15 protein-coding genes are annotated in these 20,200 nt (G+C 62.7%); 11 read left to right on the plus strand and 4 right to left on the minus strand.

Translation table 11 applies throughout. The annotated features are described in order from the left end of the window. Positions 1 to 39: 39 nt before the first annotated feature. The 4 genes from AB4P96_RS02480 to tssA form a co-directional block, all read right to left on the minus strand. On the minus strand, positions 40 to 528 hold the full coding sequence (locus tag AB4P96_RS02480) for a type VI secretion system tube protein Hcp (RefSeq protein WP_005792512.1): 489 nt from the start codon (positions 526 to 528) through the stop codon (positions 40 to 42). Between the two features lie 172 nt (positions 529 to 700). Further along, on the minus strand, positions 701 to 2,197 hold the full coding sequence (gene tssC / locus AB4P96_RS02485; RefSeq protein WP_395600479.1) for a type VI secretion system contractile sheath large subunit: 1,497 nt from the start codon (positions 2,195 to 2,197) through the stop codon (positions 701 to 703). 2 nt (positions 2,198 to 2,199) lie between these two features. Beyond that, the gene (tssB, locus tag AB4P96_RS02490; protein ID WP_017135823.1) at positions 2,200 to 2,706 is read right to left on the minus strand and encodes a type VI secretion system contractile sheath small subunit; all 507 of its coding nucleotides are present in this window, start codon (positions 2,704 to 2,706) and stop codon (positions 2,200 to 2,202) included. Between the two features lie 54 nt (positions 2,707 to 2,760). Further along, complete coding sequence (gene tssA / locus AB4P96_RS02495; RefSeq protein WP_177034709.1) at positions 2,761 to 3,780, minus strand: type VI secretion system protein TssA; 1,020 nt, start codon at positions 3,778 to 3,780, stop codon at positions 2,761 to 2,763. Positions 3,781 to 4,173: 393 nt separating this feature from the next. On the opposite strand from tssA, the gene tagH reads away from it, so the two are divergent. Genes tagH through AB4P96_RS02550 form a run of 11 tightly spaced genes read left to right on the plus strand, consistent with a single transcriptional unit; the run spans position 4,174 to position 20,144 of the window. After that, on the plus strand, positions 4,174 to 5,496 hold the full coding sequence (gene tagH / locus AB4P96_RS02500; RefSeq protein ID WP_236460709.1) for a type VI secretion system-associated FHA domain protein TagH: 1,323 nt from the start codon (positions 4,174 to 4,176) through the stop codon (positions 5,494 to 5,496). 56 nt (positions 5,497 to 5,552) lie between these two features. Further along, positions 5,553 to 6,062, plus strand: coding sequence for a type VI secretion system lipoprotein TssJ (gene tssJ, locus AB4P96_RS02505; RefSeq protein WP_099550251.1), 510 nt, complete (start codon positions 5,553 to 5,555; stop codon positions 6,060 to 6,062). Between the two features lie 16 nt (positions 6,063 to 6,078). Continuing rightward, on the plus strand, positions 6,079 to 7,413 hold the full coding sequence (gene tssK, locus AB4P96_RS02510; RefSeq protein WP_017135827.1) for a type VI secretion system baseplate subunit TssK: 1,335 nt from the start codon (positions 6,079 to 6,081) through the stop codon (positions 7,411 to 7,413). Between the two features lie 6 nt (positions 7,414 to 7,419). Further along, positions 7,420 to 8,709: a DotU family type VI secretion system protein gene (locus AB4P96_RS02515; RefSeq protein ID WP_017135828.1), complete on the plus strand. Its 1,290-nt coding sequence runs from the start codon at positions 7,420 to 7,422 to the stop codon at positions 8,707 to 8,709. Next, positions 8,706 to 12,206, plus strand: a complete 3,501-nt coding sequence (tssM, locus tag AB4P96_RS02520) for a type VI secretion system membrane subunit TssM (protein ID WP_236460711.1) — start codon at positions 8,706 to 8,708, stop codon at positions 12,204 to 12,206. The genes AB4P96_RS02515 and tssM overlap by 4 nt, the downstream gene beginning before the upstream one ends. After that, the gene (gene tagF, locus AB4P96_RS02525) at positions 12,203 to 12,856 is read left to right on the plus strand and encodes a type VI secretion system-associated protein TagF (protein WP_017135830.1); all 654 of its coding nucleotides are present in this window, start codon (positions 12,203 to 12,205) and stop codon (positions 12,854 to 12,856) included. The genes tssM and tagF overlap by 4 nt, the downstream gene beginning before the upstream one ends. After that, positions 12,857 to 13,576 carry a PP2C family serine/threonine-protein phosphatase gene (locus AB4P96_RS02530; RefSeq protein ID WP_017135831.1) on the plus strand — a complete coding sequence of 240 codons (720 nt, stop codon included), beginning with the start codon at positions 12,857 to 12,859 and terminating at the stop codon, positions 13,574 to 13,576. Further along, entirely contained in the window at positions 13,573 to 16,551 is a 2,979-nt protein-coding gene (locus AB4P96_RS02535) for a serine/threonine-protein kinase (protein WP_395600480.1), read from the plus strand. The genes AB4P96_RS02530 and AB4P96_RS02535 overlap by 4 nt, the downstream gene beginning before the upstream one ends. Further along, positions 16,551 to 17,255 carry an ABC transporter ATP-binding protein gene (locus tag AB4P96_RS02540; RefSeq protein ID WP_017135833.1) on the plus strand — a complete coding sequence of 235 codons (705 nt, stop codon included), beginning with the start codon at positions 16,551 to 16,553 and terminating at the stop codon, positions 17,253 to 17,255. The genes AB4P96_RS02535 and AB4P96_RS02540 overlap by 1 nt, the downstream gene beginning before the upstream one ends. Further along, positions 17,255 to 18,439 carry an ABC transporter permease gene (locus AB4P96_RS02545; RefSeq protein WP_017135834.1) on the plus strand — a complete coding sequence of 395 codons (1,185 nt, stop codon included), beginning with the start codon at positions 17,255 to 17,257 and terminating at the stop codon, positions 18,437 to 18,439. The genes AB4P96_RS02540 and AB4P96_RS02545 overlap by 1 nt, the downstream gene beginning before the upstream one ends. Further along, entirely contained in the window at positions 18,432 to 20,144 is a 1,713-nt protein-coding gene (locus tag AB4P96_RS02550; RefSeq protein WP_099550256.1) for an SUMF1/EgtB/PvdO family nonheme iron enzyme, read from the plus strand. The genes AB4P96_RS02545 and AB4P96_RS02550 overlap by 8 nt, the downstream gene beginning before the upstream one ends. Positions 20,145 to 20,200 lie beyond the last annotated feature (56 nt).

Here is a 20,200-nt window from a genome sequence, read left to right on the forward strand (position 1 = left end):
GCCAGGGGCCGCAGCGAGGTGCTGCGGCCGCCAGGGCTATCAGCGCTTGGTGTTGGAACGGATGTTCCAGCCAAACTTGATCGCGCCGCCGTCTTTGGTGCCGTCGGCTTTCTGCGGCTGGTAGTCGACCATCACCTGGGCGAAGTTCAGGGTGACGTTTTCGGTCAGGCGATCATCGGTGCCCGAGCCGCCGGTGCTCAGGGACGTGACCAGCACTTCTTCCAGGTTGATCACCATGTACTCGACCTGGCTTTCGCCGCCAGCCTTGCGCACGGTCAGCTTGACCTTGTCGATGTGCTTACCGCTGGCGCAGTGCATCATCAGGTTGGGCGAAGCCTTGTCGACGTACTTGGTCAGCGACAGGTCCTGGATATTCACCTTGCCCGCGCCGCCACCGCCGCCCACATGCATGTTGCCGGACTGGGCCATGCCCCAGCTCCAGTTCAGCACGTCGATTTCGTCCTTGTGGGCCTTGTCCATGGACTCGCCCTTGATGTCGCCGATCTTGATGAAAATATCAACAGCCATGTTTTCTCCCTGTGTGGCACGGGCCACTGAATTTGGTGATGCCCAAAGGGGCAATGCTGTTCTGTGGGAGCTGGCTTGCCTGCGATTGCATCACCGCGGTCTGACTGACAAACCGAGGTGCCTGCATCGCGGGCAAGCCCGGCTCCCACAGAAGAGCCGGTTCAACCGTTAGTTATGCGCTTTTTGCCGAAGGCAGTTTCGATACCAGGCGCAACGACACGGTCAGCCCTTCGAGCTGGTAGTGCGGGCGCAGGTAGAACTTGGAGTTGTAGTAACCCGGGTTGCCTTCGACGTCTTCCACGATCACCTCGGCGGCGGCCAACGGGTGCTGGGCCTTGGTGGTTTCGGTGGAGTGCGCAGGGTCGCCGTCGACGTAGTTGAGGATCCAGTCCTGCAACCAACGCTGCATCTCGTCCTTCTCTTTGAAGGAACCGATCTTGTCGCGCACGATGCACTTCAAGTAGTGGGCGAAGCGGCAGGTGGCGAACAGGTACGGCAGGCGCGCGGCCAGGTTGGCGTTGGCGGTGGCGTCCGGGTCGTCGTATTCGGCCGGTTTCTGCAACGACTGGGCGCCGATGAACGCGGCGAAGTCGGTGTTTTTCTTGTGCAGCAGCGGCATGAAACCGTTCTTCGCCAGCTCCGCTTCACGGCGGTCGCTGATGGCGATTTCGGTCGGGCACTTCATGTCCACGCCACCGTCATCGGTAGGGAACGTATGGGCCGGGAGGTTTTCCACTTCACCGCCGGATTCCACGCCACGGATGCGCGAGCACCAGCCGTAGTGTTTGAACGAGCGGTTGATGTTCACCGCCATCGCGTAGGCGGCGTTGGCCCAGGTGTACTTGGAGCTGTCGGCGCCGTCGGTGTTTTCTTCGAAGGCGAAGGCTTCCACCGGGTCGGTCTTGGCGCCATACGGCAGGCGCGCCAGGAAGCGCGGCATGGTCAGGCCGATGTAGCGCGAGTCTTCCGATTCACGCAGCGAGCGCCAGCCAGCGTATTCCGGGGTGGTGAAAATCTTGGTCAGGTCGCGCGGGTTCGACAGTTCCTGCCACGAACCCATGCCCATCACGGTGGTCGAAGCAGCGGCAATGAATGGCGCGTGCATGGCGGCGCAGACCTTCGACAACTCACCCAGCAGCTCGACGTCCGGTGGAGACTGGTCGAAGTAGTAATCGCCCACCAGGCAACCGTACGGTTCGCCGCCGAACTGGCCGTATTCTTCTTCGTACATCTTCTTGAAGATCGGGCTCTGGTCCCACGCCGTGCCCTTGAATTTCTTCAGGGTCTTGTGCAGTTCAGGTTTGGCGATATTGAGCACGCGAATCTTCAGTTGCTCGTCGCTCTCGGTGTTGTTGACCAGGTAGTGCAGGCCACGCCAGGCGCTTTCCAGCTGCTGGAAATCCGGGTGGTGGATGATCTGGTTGACCTGGGCGGTGAGCTTGGCGTCGATGGCGGCGATGATCGATTCGATCGACTTGATCGCGTCATTGGAGACCAGGTCCGTCTGCGCCAGGGCTTGTTCGGCCAGGGTGCGCACAGCGGTTTCCACGGCTTCGCGGGCACGCTCGGTCTTGGGTTTGAATTCTTGCAGCAGCAGGTTGGCGAACTCGCTGGCTTCTTCGGTAGCACCCAGGATCTGGCTGCCTTCGCGGGCGGTATTGTCGGTCATGATTACTGGTCCCCTGCTGGCTTAGGCGCGCTGGCAAGTGCCTGAAGCAGTGCCGGGTCCTTGATCGCCTTCATGATGATTTCTTCAGCGCCGGTCTTGCCGTCCATGTAGGTCAGCAGGTTGGCCAACTGGGTGCGGGCTTCGAGCAGTTGCTTGAGCGAATCGACTTTGCGGGCCACGGCGGCCGGGCTGAAGTCGTCCATGCTTTCGAAGGTGATGTCCAGGCTCAGGTTGCCTTCGCCGGTCAGCTCATTCGGTACGTGGAACGCTACGCGTGGCTGCATGGCCTTGAGGCGCGAGTCGAAGTTGTCGACGTCTACCTCAAGGAACTTGCGATCAGCCACAGGCGCCAGCGGCTCGGCAGGCTTGCCGGCGAGGTCGGCCATCACGCCCATCACGAAGGGCAACTGGACCTTTTTCTCGGCGCCGTAAAGCTCGACGTCGTACTCGATCTGCACTCGAGGCGCACGGTTGCGCGCGATGAATTTCTGAGAACTTTGCTTCGCCACGTTGCTGCTCCTGGTCGCTTGAGCGACGGTGTTGTTACTGCACAGTCCGGCGGCTTATTCGCTTTCCGGGCCGCGCAGGTTTTCAAATTGGGACATGCCGTCGGGGATCAGGTTGCGCACGATGGCCGCAAAGTCGGCGTGCACCAGATGCTTCGCCCGGTTCAACAGCACCGGCAGCGGGCTCGAAGGCTCGTGCCGGGTGTAGTACGCAAGGATCTTGTCGAGGCTGCGCAGCACGTCATCGCGGGTGGCGATGTCGCCCGTTGGGCGCGGTGCTGCGGGGGCAGCGGCGAAATCGACCGAGGGGGCATTGTCTTCACTGACAGCCTCGGGTTCGCTGCTGCCTGCAGGGTCGGGTACGGCTTGATTGAGGATCTGCAGCGCCTGCTTGAGCGGTTGCTTCAGCAGGCTCAGGTCTACGCCCTGGGCCGAGCCGACCTGGTCGCTGACCTGTTGTTCGATGGCCTCGCAGGCGGCACGCGCGGCACTCAAGGCGTCGCGCGTGGCTTGCAGTTGTTCGGAGTCACTGTCGAGGAACGCGGCGTTGAGTTGCTGGGCGCCGAGTTGCTCATCCGGGAAGTTCGACAGGCCGCTGGCGTTGAGCGCCGCGCGCAGGCTCACTGGCCCAAACGTGCGCGAGCGCGTGAGGATGCTCTCGCGCAGCAAGCGTATGGTCGCGTCGCTGGTCAAGCCGGACAGGGCGTTGATGCGCACGGTGGGGTCGTTATCGTCGTCGGCATCCAGGCGCGGGTACAGGTCGGCCCAGTATTCGCGCAGCAGCGCGTTGATCAACGTAAGGACTTCGGCAAGCCCGGCCACACCCTGGAGGGCGAGGGAGCTTTGCAACAGGAAATGGGTGATGCGCAGGTCTTTGCTGCGTTGCAACAAATCGAGGCTTTGCTGCTGGATGCTACGCCACTGCGGGGGTTCGGCGGGCAGGATCGAGTCGCCCATGCTGCGCTCGGGTTGGCCCTTGGCGTCACGTTCCAATTGAAGGAATTGCGCGTCATATTCCATGTCTTCACCACAGGGCGAAGTCGCGGAAACGGCGGCGAGCAGCAACGGCACATCCACTTGATTCGATCTCCTTATCAGCCCGTTAGACGGCGGGCAATGCATGCATAAGTTACGCAATGAACTTTGCATGTTTTCTTGGTCATATACTCAGTGCGCCACTATTGCGCCATCACTTATGTTCAAGAAGTTGTGCATTTTTGGTGTAGTAGTTACGCGTTGTCAAGGTAAGCTACTCGCCCTCTGTGACAGATGTGCGGTGTTTAACACACTGCGCGACTGACGGGTCTGACGGCGGCCCAGGACAGGGTTTTTGTCACAGAAGCCGGTTAAGATCAGCAATCATGCTGACAAAAGCAGATTTTACGGTCGTTTGCACGACTTGGCAGGGCGCTTGCGGGAGGCGCCCTCCCTTGGAATAGGCCGCGCGCGATGTATCAGCAAGGAGGCAAGATGTCGCTGTGTTTGACTATCACTAGTTATCACAAGATTACCCCTGGGCAATGCCCTGAAAAGTCCATGGATCAGGGCGTGATGGCTATTGGCCGCAATTCCGACAATGACTGGGTACTGCCTGACCCAGAGCGGTTAGTCTCCTCGCAACATTGCGTTATTCAATACAAAGATGGCCGTTACTACCTAACCGATAACAGTACGAACGGAGTGGAGCTGGTTAACGCCGGCATCCGAATGCGTAGAGGGAACAGCGAGCCGTTGCAAGATGGCGAGTTGATCCGCATCGGCGATTACGAGATCCAGGCACGTATCGACTTCAATGTGCAGGCGCTTGATAGCCAGCCGTTCAGCGGCGATTCGCCGAACAGTTTTGAAGCGCTGATGGGCGCGGTGGCGAACAAGCCTGCACCTTCACCTGTGATCGCGCCGCAGTTCCAGGGCGCCTCGTCGATGGACACGCTGCCGGACCTGTTCGACTTCCTCACTCCGACCACCGTGCCGCCGCCAACCGTGGCGGACCACGTACCCAGCGAGCAGCACGATTTTCGTCCGCCAACGCCGGTCGCGGTGCCTGTGGTCGAGCAACCCGTGGTGTCGGGCTCGGTTATTCCTGAAGACTGGGATTTGTTCGGCGACACGCCCGCGCCCGTTGTTGCAGCGCCACAGCCGGTTGCACCACCTGAACCGCCAGCAGCGCCGGTCGTCCAGCCAACCACCCCGGCCATCACCCAACAGCCCGACTTGCTGCAAGCCTTCCTGCGCGGCGCCGGGCTGGACCAATTGCGCCTCGACAAGGCTCAAGCCGAAGCACAAATGGAAAGCATCGGCCGCAGTTACCGCCTGATGGTCGAAGGCCTGATCGACGTGTTGCGTGCCCGCGCGAGCCTCAAGGGCGAGTTCCGCATGCAGCAGACGATGATCCAGCCGGCTGAAAACAATCCGTTGAAATTTGCGCCGAATGCTGACGAAGCCTTGCTGCTGCTGCTTCGTCATGGCAACCAAGCGTTTATGGCGCCGGACGTCGCCGTGCGCGAGAGTTTCGACGACCTGCGCGCTCACCAACTGGCGGTAATGGCCGGTGTGGAAGCGGCGATCAAACACCTGCTCACGCGTTTTGAACCGGCACAGCTGGAAGAGCGCATGGGCAAGCCCGCCGGGCTGTCGAGCCTGTTCAACGGCTCTCGCCAGGCGCAGTACTGGCAGCAGTTTACCGAGCTCTACAGCAATATTTCCCGTGAGGCCCAGGAAGATTTCCAGGACCTGTTCGGTCGCGAATTCAGCCGAGCATACGAAGAACACAGCGCACGACAGCGACGCTAAAACGCGCCGCAATAATGGATAAAACGGATAGCTAAGTACGTCATTGAGGACGCAGGATGATTCCCAGGTTTTTACTCGCAGCCGCCACCGCGCTGTTGCTGACGGCGTGTGCCAAGGACGCGGTCAAACCCGAGGTTGCCGCTGAAGCCGAAGCGGGCACTGCCGCCGTCGAGCTGCACTTTCACGCCATTGCCGGGCTAAACCCCGGCGCCAACGGCCAGGCTGCTCCGGTGCGGGTGCGCATTTTCGAACTGAAAAACGCCGCCACCTTCAGTCGCTCCGACTACTTCGCCTTGGCCGATCGCGCGCAATCCACCCTTGGCCTGGACCTGCTGGACCAGGATGAAGTGATGATCCAACCCGGCCAGCAACTGAGCATCCAGCGCGACCTTGACCCTTCCACACGCCAGATCGGCTTGTTGGTGGGCTATCGCGAGCTGGACCGCGCGCAATGGCGCACGGTGCTCACGGTTCCGGCGCGCCAATACACCGAATATCAGATCAGCCTCGATGTGCGCGCCGTACGCGCCGACGTCGTGGTTCCCCCATCCAGCCCTGCCCAATAAAACCCTCGGAGCCCCCATGTCCTGGAACAATCGCGTGGTCTGGTCGGAAGGCATGTTCATCGGAACGCAGCACTTCCAGCAGCATGACCGTTACCTGGAAAACCTCATCGACGCGCGCAGCCGACCGTTGTCCGCCGGTGCCTGGGGCTTTTCCGAGTTGCTTATTGATCAGGGCCTGCTGGCCCAGGGCAAGCTGGCGATCGTGTCGGCGCGTGGCCTGTTGCCCGACGGCACGCCGTTCAATATTCCCCAGGATGATCTGGCGCCGAGCCCGCTGAATATCGACGACAACCTGCGCGACGGCCTGGTGTACCTGGCCTTGCCGCTCAAGCGCGCCGGTGCGCGAGACACGGTGGATGAAGGCGAAGCGCTGGAAGCGGCACGGTACGTCAGCCAGGTGCGCGAAGTGCGCGACGATAACGCGCCGTTTGAAAACCGCGCGCCAGTGGCTGTGGGTTCCCGAGCGCTGCGCCTGTTGACCGCGCAGGATGGCATCAGTGACTACGCCGCCATCGGCCTGGTGCGCATCAAGGAAAAGCGTGCCGACCGTGCATTGGTGCTCGACGACACGTATATCCCACCGGTTTTGGACGTGGCCGCGAGCAAACCACTCACCGCCTTTCGCAGTGAACTGCTCGGCCTGCTGCACCAGCGCGGCGAAGCCCTGGCGGGCCGCGTGGTCGCCTCGGGTGCGGGTGGCGCTTCGGAAATTGCCGACTTCATGCTGCTGCAATTGGTCAACCGCGCGCAGCCACTGATCCAGCATTTGAGCCAGTTAAGCCCGCTGCACCCTGAGCGGTTTTTCAGCGAGCTGGTGAGCTTGGCCGGTGAGTTTTCGACCTTCTCAACCTCGGGTCGCCGCCCTCAGGAATACCCGCAATACCAGCACGATGACCTGATCCTGAGTTTCGCCCCGGTGATGGCGGCCCTGCGTGAAGCGCTGTCGATGCTGATCGACAGCAAAGCCACGCCGATCCCTATTGTGGAAAAAGCCTATGGCATCCACGTGGCCATGCTCGCCGACAAAACCCTGCTCGACAGCGCCAGTTTCATCCTCGTGGTACGCGCCGACGTGCCCGGCGAAACCCTGCGCGCGCGCTTCGGCCAGCAGAGCAAAGTCGGCTCCGTGGAGCACATCCGCGACATGGTCAACCTGCAATTGCCAGGCATCGGCCTGCTGCCGTTGCCGGTTGCGCCCCGCCAGATCCCGTACCACGCAGGCAGCACCTATTACGAGCTGGACCGTGGCAGCGAGCACTGGCAGCAACTGAACAACTCCGGCGGCTTTGCCTTCCATATCGCCGGGCAGTTCCCGGGCTTGAACCTGGCCTTCTGGGCGATCCGAGGATAATTGGCGATGCATCCCAATGATGATGACCGCACCCAGTTCATGCCTCGCCCAGGTGGTCGTGCACCGGAACCTGCACGTGCCGAACCGGCGCCTTTGTCGATGCCGGCCGCGCCGATCCTCACCGGCAAAAGCCAGGGCCTGAACCCGTTGGAAAGCGCCGCCGGGCCGCTGTTGGCGCTGTTGACGCGCCTGCGCAACACCATCGCCCATCCGGCGCCGGCCAGTTTGCGTGCGCAGTTGCTGGCCTACCTGCGCCAGTTCGAAGAGCGCGCCGAAGCCGCCGGTGTGGCGCGCAACGAAGTGCTGCTGGCGCGTTACGCGCTGTGTACGGCGCTCGATGAAGCCGTGCTCAGCACGCCGTGGGGCAGTGCCAGTGACTGGGGCAAGCAGAGCTTGTTGATCACCGTGCACAATGAAGCCTGGGGCGGCGAAAAAGTCTTCCAGTTGCTCGACCATTGCCTGCAAAGCCCGCGTGAGCGCCTGTACCTGCTGGAGCTGCTGTACCTGTGCATGTGCCTGGGTTTTGAAGGCCGCTACCGCGTGATGAATGACGGTCGCAGCCAGCTGGAAGCCTTGCGTGAACGCACCGCCGCAGCGATTCGCAGTGCGCGTGGTGAGCACGAACGCGAACTCTCGCCGCATTGGCGCGGCGTGACGGTGGCACGTGATCGCCTCGCGCAATTCATGCCGCCGTGGATCGCTGTGGCCATCGGCCTGGCGCTGCTGCTGGCGTTGCTGTTTGGCTTGCGCATGAAACTGGCGTCGGATGCGGAGCCGGTATTCAAGAATATCCATGCCCTGGGCGAGATTCCGGTGCAGGCCATCGACCGCCCGGTGGCGCAGCCCAAGGTCATCGAGCGGCCGCGTCTGGCCGGCTTCCTGGTGGAAGACATCAAGGCGGGCCGCGTGGCCGTGGAAGACAAGGTCGACCGCTCCGTGGTGACGATTCGCGGCGATGAACTGTTCGCGTCTGCCAGCTCCAGCATCCGCGATGACTTCGAGCCACTGATGCTGCGCATCGCTGACGCCATCCGCAAGGTCAAGGGCCAGGTCCGCGTGACCGGGCACAGCGATAACCGCCCGATTGCCACGCTGCGCTTCCCGTCCAACTGGGCATTGTCCGAAGCGCGGGCCAAGTCGGTGCTGGACATCCTGGCGGCCAAGACCGGCCAGGCGGATCGCTTCAGCGCTGAAGGCCGCAGCGACACCGAGCCGGTGGCGACCAACGCCACCGCCGAAGGCCGTGCCCGCAATCGTCGGGTTGAAATCACCGTATTGGCGGAGGGCGTCGAGTGAAGGCGTTTTTCAGTTTCATGATTCGCTGGGTGATCCCCGTGCTGGGCCTGATTGCCCTGAGCCTGATCATCTGGTTTGTGGGGCCGTTGCTCGATGTGCTGGTGCCGGAAGGGCGGCGCTGGATGTTGATTATCTTGGTGTTTGCGCTGTGGATCGCCTACCGCGTAGTGCGCATTATCCAGGCGCGCCGCCAGGCCGCCGAAGTGATGCGCAGCCTCGCCGCAGAAACCCCGGCCGACCCCAACAGTGTCGCCACGGCCGAAGAGTTGTCGACCTTGCGCCAGCGCATGGACGAAGCCCTGGCATTGCTGAAAAAGGCCAAGCTCGGCGGTGATGAGCGCCGCAATCTCTATGAGCTGCCGTGGTACGTGATCATCGGGCCGCCGGGTTCGGGCAAGACCACCGCGCTGGTCAATTCCGGCCTGCACTTTCCACTCGCTGCGCAGTTGGGCGCCGGTGCTGTGCGCGGCGTTGGCGGTACGCGCAATTGTGATTGGTGGTTTACCGACCAGGCCGTTTTGCTCGATACCGCTGGCCGCTACACCACCCAGGACAGCAACTCCACAGTGGATAAAGCCGCGTGGCTGGGCTTTCTCGATCTGTTGAAAAAGCAGCGTTCACGTCGGCCCATTGATGGCGCGTTTATCGCCATCAGCCTCTCGGATCTGCTGCTCGGTACGGAGGCCGAACGCGCCGCCCATGCGGCGGCGATTCGCCTGCGGATCCAGGAGCTGTACACCCAATTGGGCGTGCGTTTCCCGATCTACCTGATGCTGACCAAGCTCGACCTGGTGCCGGGTTTCATGGAGTTCTTCGACAACCTGAGCAAGGAAGACCGCGCCCAGGTGTGGGGCATGACCTTCGCCCTGGACGACGGCAAAAACAGCGACAGCCCGCTGGCCCATCTGCAAAGCGAGTTTGCGGGTCTTGAGCAGCGCCTGAATGAACGGCTGGTGGAGCGCCTGCAACAGGAGCGTGACCCGGCGCGGCGTGACCTGATCTACGGCTTTCCGCAGCAGTTCGGCGCGTTGAAAGATTGCCTGCAAAGTTTCCTCGAAGGCGTGTTCAAACCCAACGCCTTCGAAGAGCGCGTGTTGCTGCGCGGAGTCTATTTCACCAGCGGCACTCAGGAAGGCAGCCCGATTGATCGCTTGATCGGCGCCATGGCCCAGAGCATGAATCTGGACCGCCAGCACCTGGCACGACAGAGCGGCACCGGGCGCAGTTATTTCATCGAAAAGTTGTTCACCGCCGTGGCTTTTGCCGAGCGTGGGTTGGTGGGCGTGAACCCGAAAGTCGAGCGCCGCCGCAAGTGGATTGCACGCGGTGTGCTGGCCGCTACCATCGCCCTTGTGGTGGTGGTCAGTGGCCTCTGGTGGGTGAGTTATCGTGCCAACCAGGCGTATATCGCCCAGGTTGACCAGAAGGTTGCGCCGCTGGGCCAGACCGTACAAAACCTCAGCCCGGCGCAGCGTGAAGTGCTGGCAGTGTTGCCGCTGCTCAACGCGGTGAAGAACCTCGCGGGCGATTCGCCGAGCTGGTCCGAAGGCCTGGGCCTGTATCAGGGCGATATGCTCGAAGCCGAATCTGCCAGTGTCTATCGCAAGCTCTTGATCGCCGTGTTCGCGCCGCGACTAGTGACGCGCATCGAAGAGCAACTGCATGGCGGCGGCAATTCCGACTTCCTCTACGAGGGCCTCAAGGCCTACCTGATGCTCGCCGATAACGAGCACTACGACCCGGACTTCATCAAGGCCTGGGTCGCCCTGGATTGGGACCGCAACCTGCCGCGTGACCTGCCGGCCGATCAGCGCCAGGCGTTGACCGGGCACTTGCAGGCGCTGTTCGACCGTCACCCGCCGAATGCGCGGCTGGACCCACGCCTGATCGATGACCTGCGTCGCCAACTGCAACAGCTGCCGGTGGCGCAACGCGTGTACGACCGGGTCAAGCGCCAGAAGCTGCCCGAGGGCATCCCCGACTTTCGCCTCAACGAAGCCGCCGGCCGTGATGCTGCGTTGGTGTTCAGCCGTAAAAGCGGCAAGCCATTGGGCGAACCGTTGAGTGGGTTCTTCACTGCCAAAGGCTATCGCCAGGCGTTCCTGCTCAGCAGCCTGAACCAGACTGGCACGCTCGCGGAAGAACAATGGGTGTTGGGCCGTGAGCAAGCCGATCAGCAGAACGTGGTGAGCCTGGCCGCCGACGTGCGCCGCCTGTACTTCCAGGACTACCAGCGCCAATGGGACGCCTTGCTCGCGGACATCGACTTTGTGCCGATCACCAGCGTGGCCCAGGCGGCCGATGTGCTGCGGGTGATTTCCGGCCCCACTTCGCCGCTTAAAAAGCTGCTGGTAGCCGTGGCCAAAGAGACCGACCTGCAAGCTGAAGAACGCCAATTGGCCGCCAAAGGCGTGCCGGTGGAAGGCGGTGTCGACAAGCTCAAGGAACGCCTCGGCAGCCTGCTCGGCCAGGAGCAACCAAGCGCTAATGCACCGCAAGCGGCGGACGATCCGGTGACCGCGCACTTTGCCGAACTCAATAGCATCGTCAGCAAAAACGAAGGCGAACCGGCGGCCATCGACGGCCTGTTGGCGGACATGAACGCGCTGTATGTGCAAGTCAGCGCCATGGTCGGCGCCAGTGGCGACGCCTTGCTTGGCGAGGCCAAGAACCAGGCGGCCGCTGCGGCCACGCGGGTCAGCTTGAATGCCGAGCGCCAGCCGCCGCTGGTGCAGGGCATGGTCAAGTCGGTGGTCAACTCCACCACCAACAGCATGATGGGCGGGGTGCGTAACCAGCTGAATGCGGCGTGGGTGAGTGAAGTGGTCAACGTGTATCGCCAGTCTCTGGCGGGGCGTTATCCGATGTCGCCGGGCAGCGCGCGGGACGCCACGCTCGATGACTTCGGCCAGTTCTTCGGCGTGGGCGGGGTGATGGATAACTATTTCCGCAAATACCTGCAGCCTTACGTGGATACGTCCGCACAGACCTGGCGCTGGCAGCCGGGCGCGGCGCAGAAGCTTGGGATCGCGCCGGGCGTGCTGCAAACCTTCCAGCGTGCGGCGGCTATTCGTGACGCGTTCTTTAGATCGGGGGGCACCCAGCCGATCGTGCGTTTCGAGCTCAAGCCGGTGTCGATGGACCCGACCATCACCCAGTTCCTGCTCGACCTCGACGGCCAGCAACTGAGCTACGACCACGGCCCAAGCCGGCCGGTAGCGATGCAATGGCCGAACCCCGGCAGTATCGGCGTGGTGCGTATTTCGATCACGCCGCCGTCGGCCAGTGGCCGTTCCGGCGTGACCCTGGACGGCCCATGGGCATGGTTCCGTCTGCTGGAGCAATCGGACCTGAGCGCCGGCAATTCGCCGGACCGCTTCAACCTGCGTTTGCGGGTTGATGGCGCGAGCATCGCCTACGAGTTGCGCGCCAACAGCGCCTTCAACCCGTTCAAGAGCCGCGTACTCAGTGGCTTCAGCCTGCCGGAGCGGCTATGAACACGCTGGGCTTCTACGGCAAGTTGGCCAGCCGCGGTGACTTTGTCAGCCGCGCCTTGCCCCAGAGTTTTATCGGCCCGTGGGACAGCTGGCTGGCCGCAGGTTTGCTCGCCAGCCAGAGCAGCCTGGGTGGCGATTGGCTAAACGTCTATCTGGTCAGCCCGTTGTGGCGTTTTGTGCTGGCGCCGGGCGTGTGCGGGCCGGACGCGGCGGCAGGCGTGGTGATGCCGAGCATTGATCGGGTCGGGCGCTATTTCCCGTTGGCCGTGGTGGCGTTGCTTGATCACGACACTAACCCGGCGTCATTGGTGGGTGGCCCGGACACCTGGTTTGAGCAGGCTGAAGAGCTGTTGCTCAGCACCCTGGATACTGGCGCCACGTTTGAAGGCTTTAACGATGGCGTTGACAGCCTGGGCATCCCGGCCAGTGAACCGCGCGCGGTAGACAGTCGCTTCGCGGGCCTGCAGCGGGTCGCCGCCACCGTGCCCCACAGCCGCATGACCGCACTGGCCGAGCAGGCTTGTGAGGGTGCCAGCCTGTGGTGGGGCCGTGGCTCACAACGTATTTCCCCAGGTTTATTGCGGTGCCAGGGTTTGCCGGCTGCCGGCGATTTTGCGCAGTTTTTGCTCGGACAAGAAGGTGTGGTGTAGATGGGGGCGACGTTTAAATCCGCGAGCAAAAGCCATGTGGGCATGGTGCGCCAGGTCAATGAAGACGCGTGCCTGGACCTGCCGGAAAACCGCCTGTGGGTGGTAGCCGATGGCATGGGCGGGCATGCGGCCGGCGATTACGTCAGCAGCTTGATCGTCGACAGCCTGCGCAACGTGCCGGTGGGGCGTTCTCTCGATGAATACTCGGCGGCCTTGCGCAATGACCTGATCCGCATCAACGCCACGGTGCGTGAAGAAACCGCCAACCGTGGCGTGAGCATGATGGGCAGCACCGTGGTGGTGCTCGCCGCACGTGGCCTGCGTGGCGTGTGTTTATGGGCCGGCGACAGTCGCCTGTACCGCCTGCGCGAAGGGCAGTTGGACAGCATTTCCCGCGATCACAGCTACGTGCAGGACCTGCAAGACAGCGGCCTGCTCAGCGAAGCCGACGCTCGCGTGCATCCTCGCGCCAATATCGTCACCCGCGCCGTGGGCGTGGAGGCGCAGTTGGAAGTGGCGGTGACTGACCTGCTGATTTCCCCCGGCGACAGCTACCTGCTGTGCAGCGATGGCCTGAACAAGACCGTCGAAGACCATGAAATACGTGAAGTGCTGAGCCACGACGCGCCGGACGAAATCGTGCGCAGCCTGGTGCACCTGGGGCTCAACCGTGGCGCGCCGGACAATATCACTGCCATTGTCGTGAAGGTCTCGCCATGAACATTGTGATCCCTGGCTACGACATCGAAGGCGAGATCGGCGAAGGCGCCATGGCCAGCGTGTACCTGGCGACCCAGCGCTCGCTGGAGCGCAAGGTGGCCTTGAAGGTGATGGCGGCGGCGCTGGCGGCCGACCCGAGCTTCTGCGAGCGCTTCCTGCGCGAGGGCAAGACCCTGGCGCGCCTGTCGCATCCGCACACGGTGACCATCCATGACATCGGCAATGTCGGTGAGCTGTACTACATGGCCATGGAATACCTGCCCAACGGCACGCTGAAGGAGCGTATCGCCGCCGGCCTGACGCCGGAGCAGGGCGTGACGCTGATTCGCCAAATCGCTTCGGCGTTGGGCTATGCGCATGCACAGGGTTTGGTACACCGCGACGTCAAACCAGCGAACATTCTGTTTCGCGCTGACGGTACCGCCGTGCTGTCGGACTTCGGCATCGCCAAGTCCCTGGACGATCGCACCCAGTTCACCCAAGCCGGTTTTGCCGTGGGCACGCCGAGCTATATGAGCCCGGAGCAGGCGCGTGGCCAGGAAATTGATGGCCGCGCCGACCTGTATGCGTTGGGCGTGGTGCTCTACGAAATTCTCGTCGGCAAGCTGCCGTACAGCGGCACCGATGCGCTGTCCACTGCGCTGGCGCATCTGACCGAGCCGCTGCCGGAACTGCCGGTGCACCACGGGCGTTATCAGGAGGTGCTGCGCAAGCTGTTGGCCAAAGACCCGGCCGAGCGTTTTCCGGATGCGGCGGCGTTGCTGCGCGCGCTCGACCAACTGCCCGCAGATTCGCCAGAAGCCACGCTGGTGCGGCCGTTACCGATTCCGCTGAGTTTTGACTTGGCCGGAATGACGCCAGTGTCCATCGAGATTCCGACCGACAAACCCCAGCCGCAACCGGTGCGTCAACCGGTGGTAACTCCCACGCAACACCGCGCCGTGTCCGAGCAGCGCCGTGGTCCGGTGCTGGCCCTGGCCGCTGTCGCTGTGGCGGTTGCACTGGCCATTGGTGGCGCCAGTTACTGGTGGCTGAGCGGCAGCGATGAACCTGCCAAACCGCCTGTCGCCGTGGTGCCCAAGACCACGCCACCGCCGGAGGTAAAGCCGGTGGTGGCCGAGGCGGATGGCGGCCAGCGGCCGTTGCTGATGGCCGGTAAAAAGACCTTGTTCCAGCGCGTGCTCAGCAAGCCGGGCGCCAAGCTGTCCCATGATGCCGGTGGTGCAGCAGACGAAGCCCTGCCGGCGTTTTCGGTGCTCTATGTTTACCAGCGCAAAGACATCGACGGCAGCCCGTGGGTGCGTGTCGGCGCCGCAACCGATGGGCGCAGCGATGGTTGGTTGCCCGCCGCTCAAGTCAGCGACTGGAAGCAAAGCCTGGTGCTTAAGTTTACCGAGCGCTCGGGCCGGGCGCCGGTGATGTTCCTGCGCCAATCGGCGGAGGTGGAAAAGCTGTTGGCTGATCCCGCCGCCGCCAAAAACGTGTTGGCCAAGGCGCAGAAGAACCGCGAAGACAATCAACAGGTGCTGGCGCTTGAGCCGACAGCCAGTGCTGTGCCGCAAAACCAGTTTTACCTGCTGCCGATTTTTGATTCCAAAGAGAGCTTCGACGAAAACGGCCAGCCGGTGCAGTTGCTCAATGTGGCGTCCATCGACCCGGGCAGCGCGGCGGCCAAGCCGGCCACCAAAGCAATCGCCGCAGACGCTTTCCGCACGGCCGTGGTGTTGGTGGTCGACACGACGGTTTCGATGCAGCCTTACATCGACCAGGTTCGCGATGTGGTGCATGAGTTGCAAACTCGCATTGCCGAGCGCGGTGAGCTTGATAGCGTGAGCTTCGGGCTGGTGGGCTTTCGTAACAGCATCAAGAAAACCCCTGGTTTGGAATACGTCGCCAAGACGCTCATCAGCCTTGATCAGGGCCGCGACCCGCAGCGCTTCCTCGATATGGCGCGCCAGGTCAAAGCGTCCACGGTGTCCAGTCACTCGTTCAATGAGGACGCGTTTGCCGGGGTGATGCAGGCGGTCGATGGCATGGATTGGTCTGGCTACGGCGGGCGCATCATTTTGCTGGTCACCGATGCCGGCGCGCTGCGCAAGAACGACCCGTTCGCCGCCACCCAGATGAACGAAGCCGAAGTGCGCCAGGCGGCACTCGGCAAGCAGATCAAGATTTACGCCCTGCACCTGCGCACCGATGCCGGCAAGAAAACCCACGCCGGTGCCGAAACCCAGTACCGCGTGCTGACCGCAGACGCCAACCCGCAGATCGGCGACCTTTACACGTCGGTGCCCGGGGGTGATGTACACAAGCTGGGCGAGCGGGTTGATGAGATTGGCACAGTGTTCGCCAACCTGGTGCACCAGGTACGCAGCGACACACCGCAACCGGTGCCGCTGCTGAGTAGCGCGCCGAGCCTGGCGGACAAATCCGCAGCAGTCGGCTACGCCATGCACATGGACTTCCTCGGCCGTAAAACCGCCAGCCAGGCGCCGCAACTGGTCAGCGCCTGGACCGCCGATCGTGACCTGACCAACCCGGCGCTGCCGGCGTTCCAGGTGTGCGTGATGCTCACAAAATTGCAGCTAAACGACCTGCAGCAATCGCTGAAACTGATCGTGGATGCCGCGCGTAAAACCCAGACCTCGCCCAAGGATTTCTTCCAGGAAATTGCCAGCGCTTCAGCCTATATGAGCCGTGACCCGCAGGCCCTGCGCAAGGGCGGCAACCTGGCTGACGGTGGCCTGCTCGGTGAATACCTGGAAGGCCTGCCGTACCGCAGCAAGTCGCTGAACATGACCCAGGACTTGTGGTTGTCGCTGAGTGTGGCCGAGCAGGAAGACTTTATCGACGAGCTGGATTCGAAAATCCGCCTCTACGAAACCTTTCACAATGATGTGGCCAACTGGGTCCGTTTCGGCGATGCCGAGCCGGGCGATGCGTTGTACCGCGTACCGTTGTCGACGCTGCCGTAATGCTGAACTTGAGCGCGGTGCACAAAAGCCGGGGCACGGGAAACCAGCGTTACAGCCTGGTGATTCCGGCCTTGCAGCTGCGTGCCGGTGAGCAGTTGGCGATTATCGGGCCCAGTGGCTGCGGCAAAAGCACTTTGCTGGATTTGCTCGCGCTGGTGTTGGCGCCGGATCAGGCGGGCCGGTTTGAATTTGACAACACCGATATCGGCGGGCTATGGCGTGCCGATCAGCAATCTACCCTGGCTGCGCTGCGCAGCCAGCACTTGGGTTACGTGCTGCAAACCGGCGGCCTGCTGGGTTTTCTCGATGTGCGAGGCAATATCGCCTTGTCGCGGCAATTGCTGGGTTTGAAGGATGACGGCAGCGTGGCGCGCCTGGCTGAACAGCTGGAGATCAGTGACCAGTTGGCGAAGAAACCGGCGGACCTGTCGGTGGGCCAACGCCAGCGCGTGAGTTGCGCCCGTGCCCTGGCCCATGCGCCGCAATTGGTGCTCGCGGATGAGCCGACCGCGTCGCTGGACCCACTGAATGCCGAGCGCGTGATGCAGGCGTTGCTGGCCCAGGCCCGCGAACACCGTGCCGCCTGCGTGATCGCCACCCATGACGAACCCCTGGCCCGCGCCAGCGGCTTGCAGGTACGGCGCATCGGTTGCCGCCGCGACCCTGATGGCGGCGTCACGGCCACGCTCGGGGAGGTGTGCTGATGCGCATCGGCTTGGTGGCCTCGCTGGCCTGGCAGGATTACCGCAATGACGCCTGGCTGTCGGCCTGTTCGGTGCTGGCGCTGGTGGCGGTGATCGCGCCGCTGCTGGTGTTATTTGGCCTGAAATTTGGACTGGTTGGCAGTTTGACCGAACGCTTGGAGACCGATCCGGCCACCCGTGAAATTATCCCATTGGGCGGTGGTCGATTCAGCAGCGAATTTATCCAGCAGCTAGGTCGGCGCAGCGATGTGGCCTTTGCCGTGCCGCGTACCCGACAAATTGCGGCGACCGCGCAGGTGGGCACGCTGGCGTTGGAAATGCTGCCGACGGCGGCGGGTGACCCGTTGCTCAGTGGTTTGCCAATGCCCAAGGGCCTGGACCAGATCGTGCTGAGCCACACCGCAGCCGAAAAGCTTGCGGCGCGGCCTGGGGATTGGCTGGAAACCCGCTTTGCGCGGCAAGTGGCGGGGCGTGTCGAAGCCCGCAACGCGCGCCTGCAGGTGCTGGCGGTGTTGCCGTTGGAAGCCTTCGCCCGTGACGGCTTGTTTGCTGATTTGGGCTTGCTGGAAGCGGCGGAAGATTACCGCGATGGCCGTGCCGTGCCGGTGTTGGGCTGGGACGGGGATGAGGTCGGGTTGAACGAGCAGCGTGTGTACCCGGCGTTTCGTCTTTACGCACGCAACCTTACTGATGTGGAGCCGCTGCGGGTGTATTTCGCCGGGCAGAATCTGTTGGTGTCGACCCAGGCACAGACCATCGCCCAGGTGCAGTCGTTGAGCCGCAACCTGTCGTTGGTGTTCTGGATTATTGCCGGGCTGGCCTTGGTCGGGGCGTTTGCAGCGATCTTCGCCGGGGCGCTGGCGGCTGTCGCGCGCAAGCGGCGGGAATTGTCGGTGTTGCGCCTGTTGGGGTTTTCCACCGGCGCACTGTTGTTGTTTGTGGTGTTGCAGGCGCTCTACAGCGCGGGGTTTGCCGCCGTGCTAAGCGCCGGGCTGTATGGCCTGGCCGAGGCTGCTTTGAATAAACTATTTGTGCAAGGGGCGGGCGAATATGCCAGTCACCTGCTGGCGCGTCACTACGTCCTGGCCCTGGTTGCAATCCTCGGCGTCAGCGCCGTGGCGGCGGCCTGTGGCGGTTGGCGAGTGGCGCGGATCCAGGCTTCTGAAGGAATCAGAGATGTATAAGTTACTGGGCGCCTGTGTGGCGCTGAGCCTGGCCTCGTTGGCCTGGGCCGATGAAGCGAGTGACAAACTGGATAACCCCAAGCCGTTGCCGGATGACGTGAGCCTGCCGCTGCCCTGCGAAGGCAATATGGTGTTCCGCTACGCCTACGTGCTGGCCCAAGGCACGCTGGATGACCGCGAGATCAGCCTCGGTTACCCCTTTGCCGAAGGCGAGGCGGGTTATCAGCAATCGTTTATTTCCGGCTACCGCCGCGACTTTATCAACGGCCAGTTCACGCTCAAGGATTTGCCAAAGGACTGGAACAAAGTCATCGCGCCGTTGATGCCGAAAACCGACGCCAAAACTCCGCTCAAGCCGATGCTGTATTTCATCGGCAAGTACGAAGTGACTGCCCGCCAGTATGCGCAGGTGATGTCCCAGGCGCAGTCGCTGGCCAGCGGCGAACCGGCTCCAGCCTGTGATGCGCCGACCGGCATGGCCGCACGTTTGCCCAAGGTAAAACTATCGCGTTTCGAAGCTGAACGTTTCTCGGCGGTGTACAGCGCCTGGCTGATGAAATACCACCGTGAGCTGCTGCCGGTGAGCGGCCGCGGTTCTTCGGCCGACGACGGCGGCCTGGGTTTTGTGCGCCTGCCCACCGAAGTGGAATGGGAATACGCCGCACGCGGTGGCCAGGCGGTGAGCCGTCAGGAACTGGAAGGGCGACTGTTCCCGCGCCGCGTCGACGGCAGCGAGAGCGACGGCCCGCTGGGTGATTACGCGGTGTTCAACCAGGTTGCCGGCGGCACCGGTCAGGCTGCGCGCTTGATGCCCATCGGCACCAAACTGCCCAACCCGATCGGCCTGTTTGACGTGATCGGCAACGCAGCGGAAATGGTCCAGGAATCGTTCCAGCTGGTGCATGCCGGGCGCCGCCAGGGCACCTACGGGGGCTTTGTGGTCAAGGGCGGCAACTACCTGGAAGGCGAGGGCACGCTGTTTACCGGCATGCGCCGTGAGTACCCGTTGTTCGCTGCCGATGGCACTGAGCAAAGCAACGAAACCACCGGTTTTCGCGTGGCGATCGGTGCACTGTCGGCGCCGCGTTCGCGCTACAAGGAGCTGTTCGACCAGTGGCAGAAAGAAGGCCGCCTGGCGTCGCTGACTGACGCCATCGATGACGCCCAGGACCCGACCAAGCGCCTGGACAGCATCATTGCCGCCAGTGTCGACCCCAAGCTGCAAGCCGAACTCGGCCTGGTCAACGAAGAGCTGAAACGCAACGTTTCATTGATCGCCCAGCAGCGCGAAGAAGCCGCGGGCAACCTGATCCAGTCGGCCGCGTTGGTGGCCGAGACCATCAGCAATTACAACATCCGCCTGGCCAACTTGCAGAAGAGCCGCCAACAGGCCAAAGACAATAAGGATGAGGCCAGCGCGCAGCTGTTCGACATGGCCATCACCAATGGCCGCAGCGCCCTCGACGGCGCGGTGGCGATTTACATCGACAACCTGGCCACCGGCACGCGCTACACCGATGCGGTGATCCAGGCCCAGTTTCAAAGGATCAAGGAAGAGTTGGATCGCAAGCCAGTGCTCGGCAAGAGCCTGGTGACGCGCGCGACACTGTTCGTTCGCCATGTCGGCAACTACCGCAAGCAACAGCGGGCCGACCCGGCAACGATCTTGAAGGAATTGCTCGCAGCGAGCGGTCAGCGGTCTTGACCGCTGGTTGTATGGCGAGCTTGGAAAGGACTCAGGCGGCGGTGGGCCGTGCTGGG

The sequence above is a fragment of the Pseudomonas sp. B19125 genome (assembly GCF_044218855.1).
Taxonomy (GTDB): domain Bacteria; phylum Pseudomonadota; class Gammaproteobacteria; order Pseudomonadales; family Pseudomonadaceae; genus Aquipseudomonas; species Aquipseudomonas edaphica.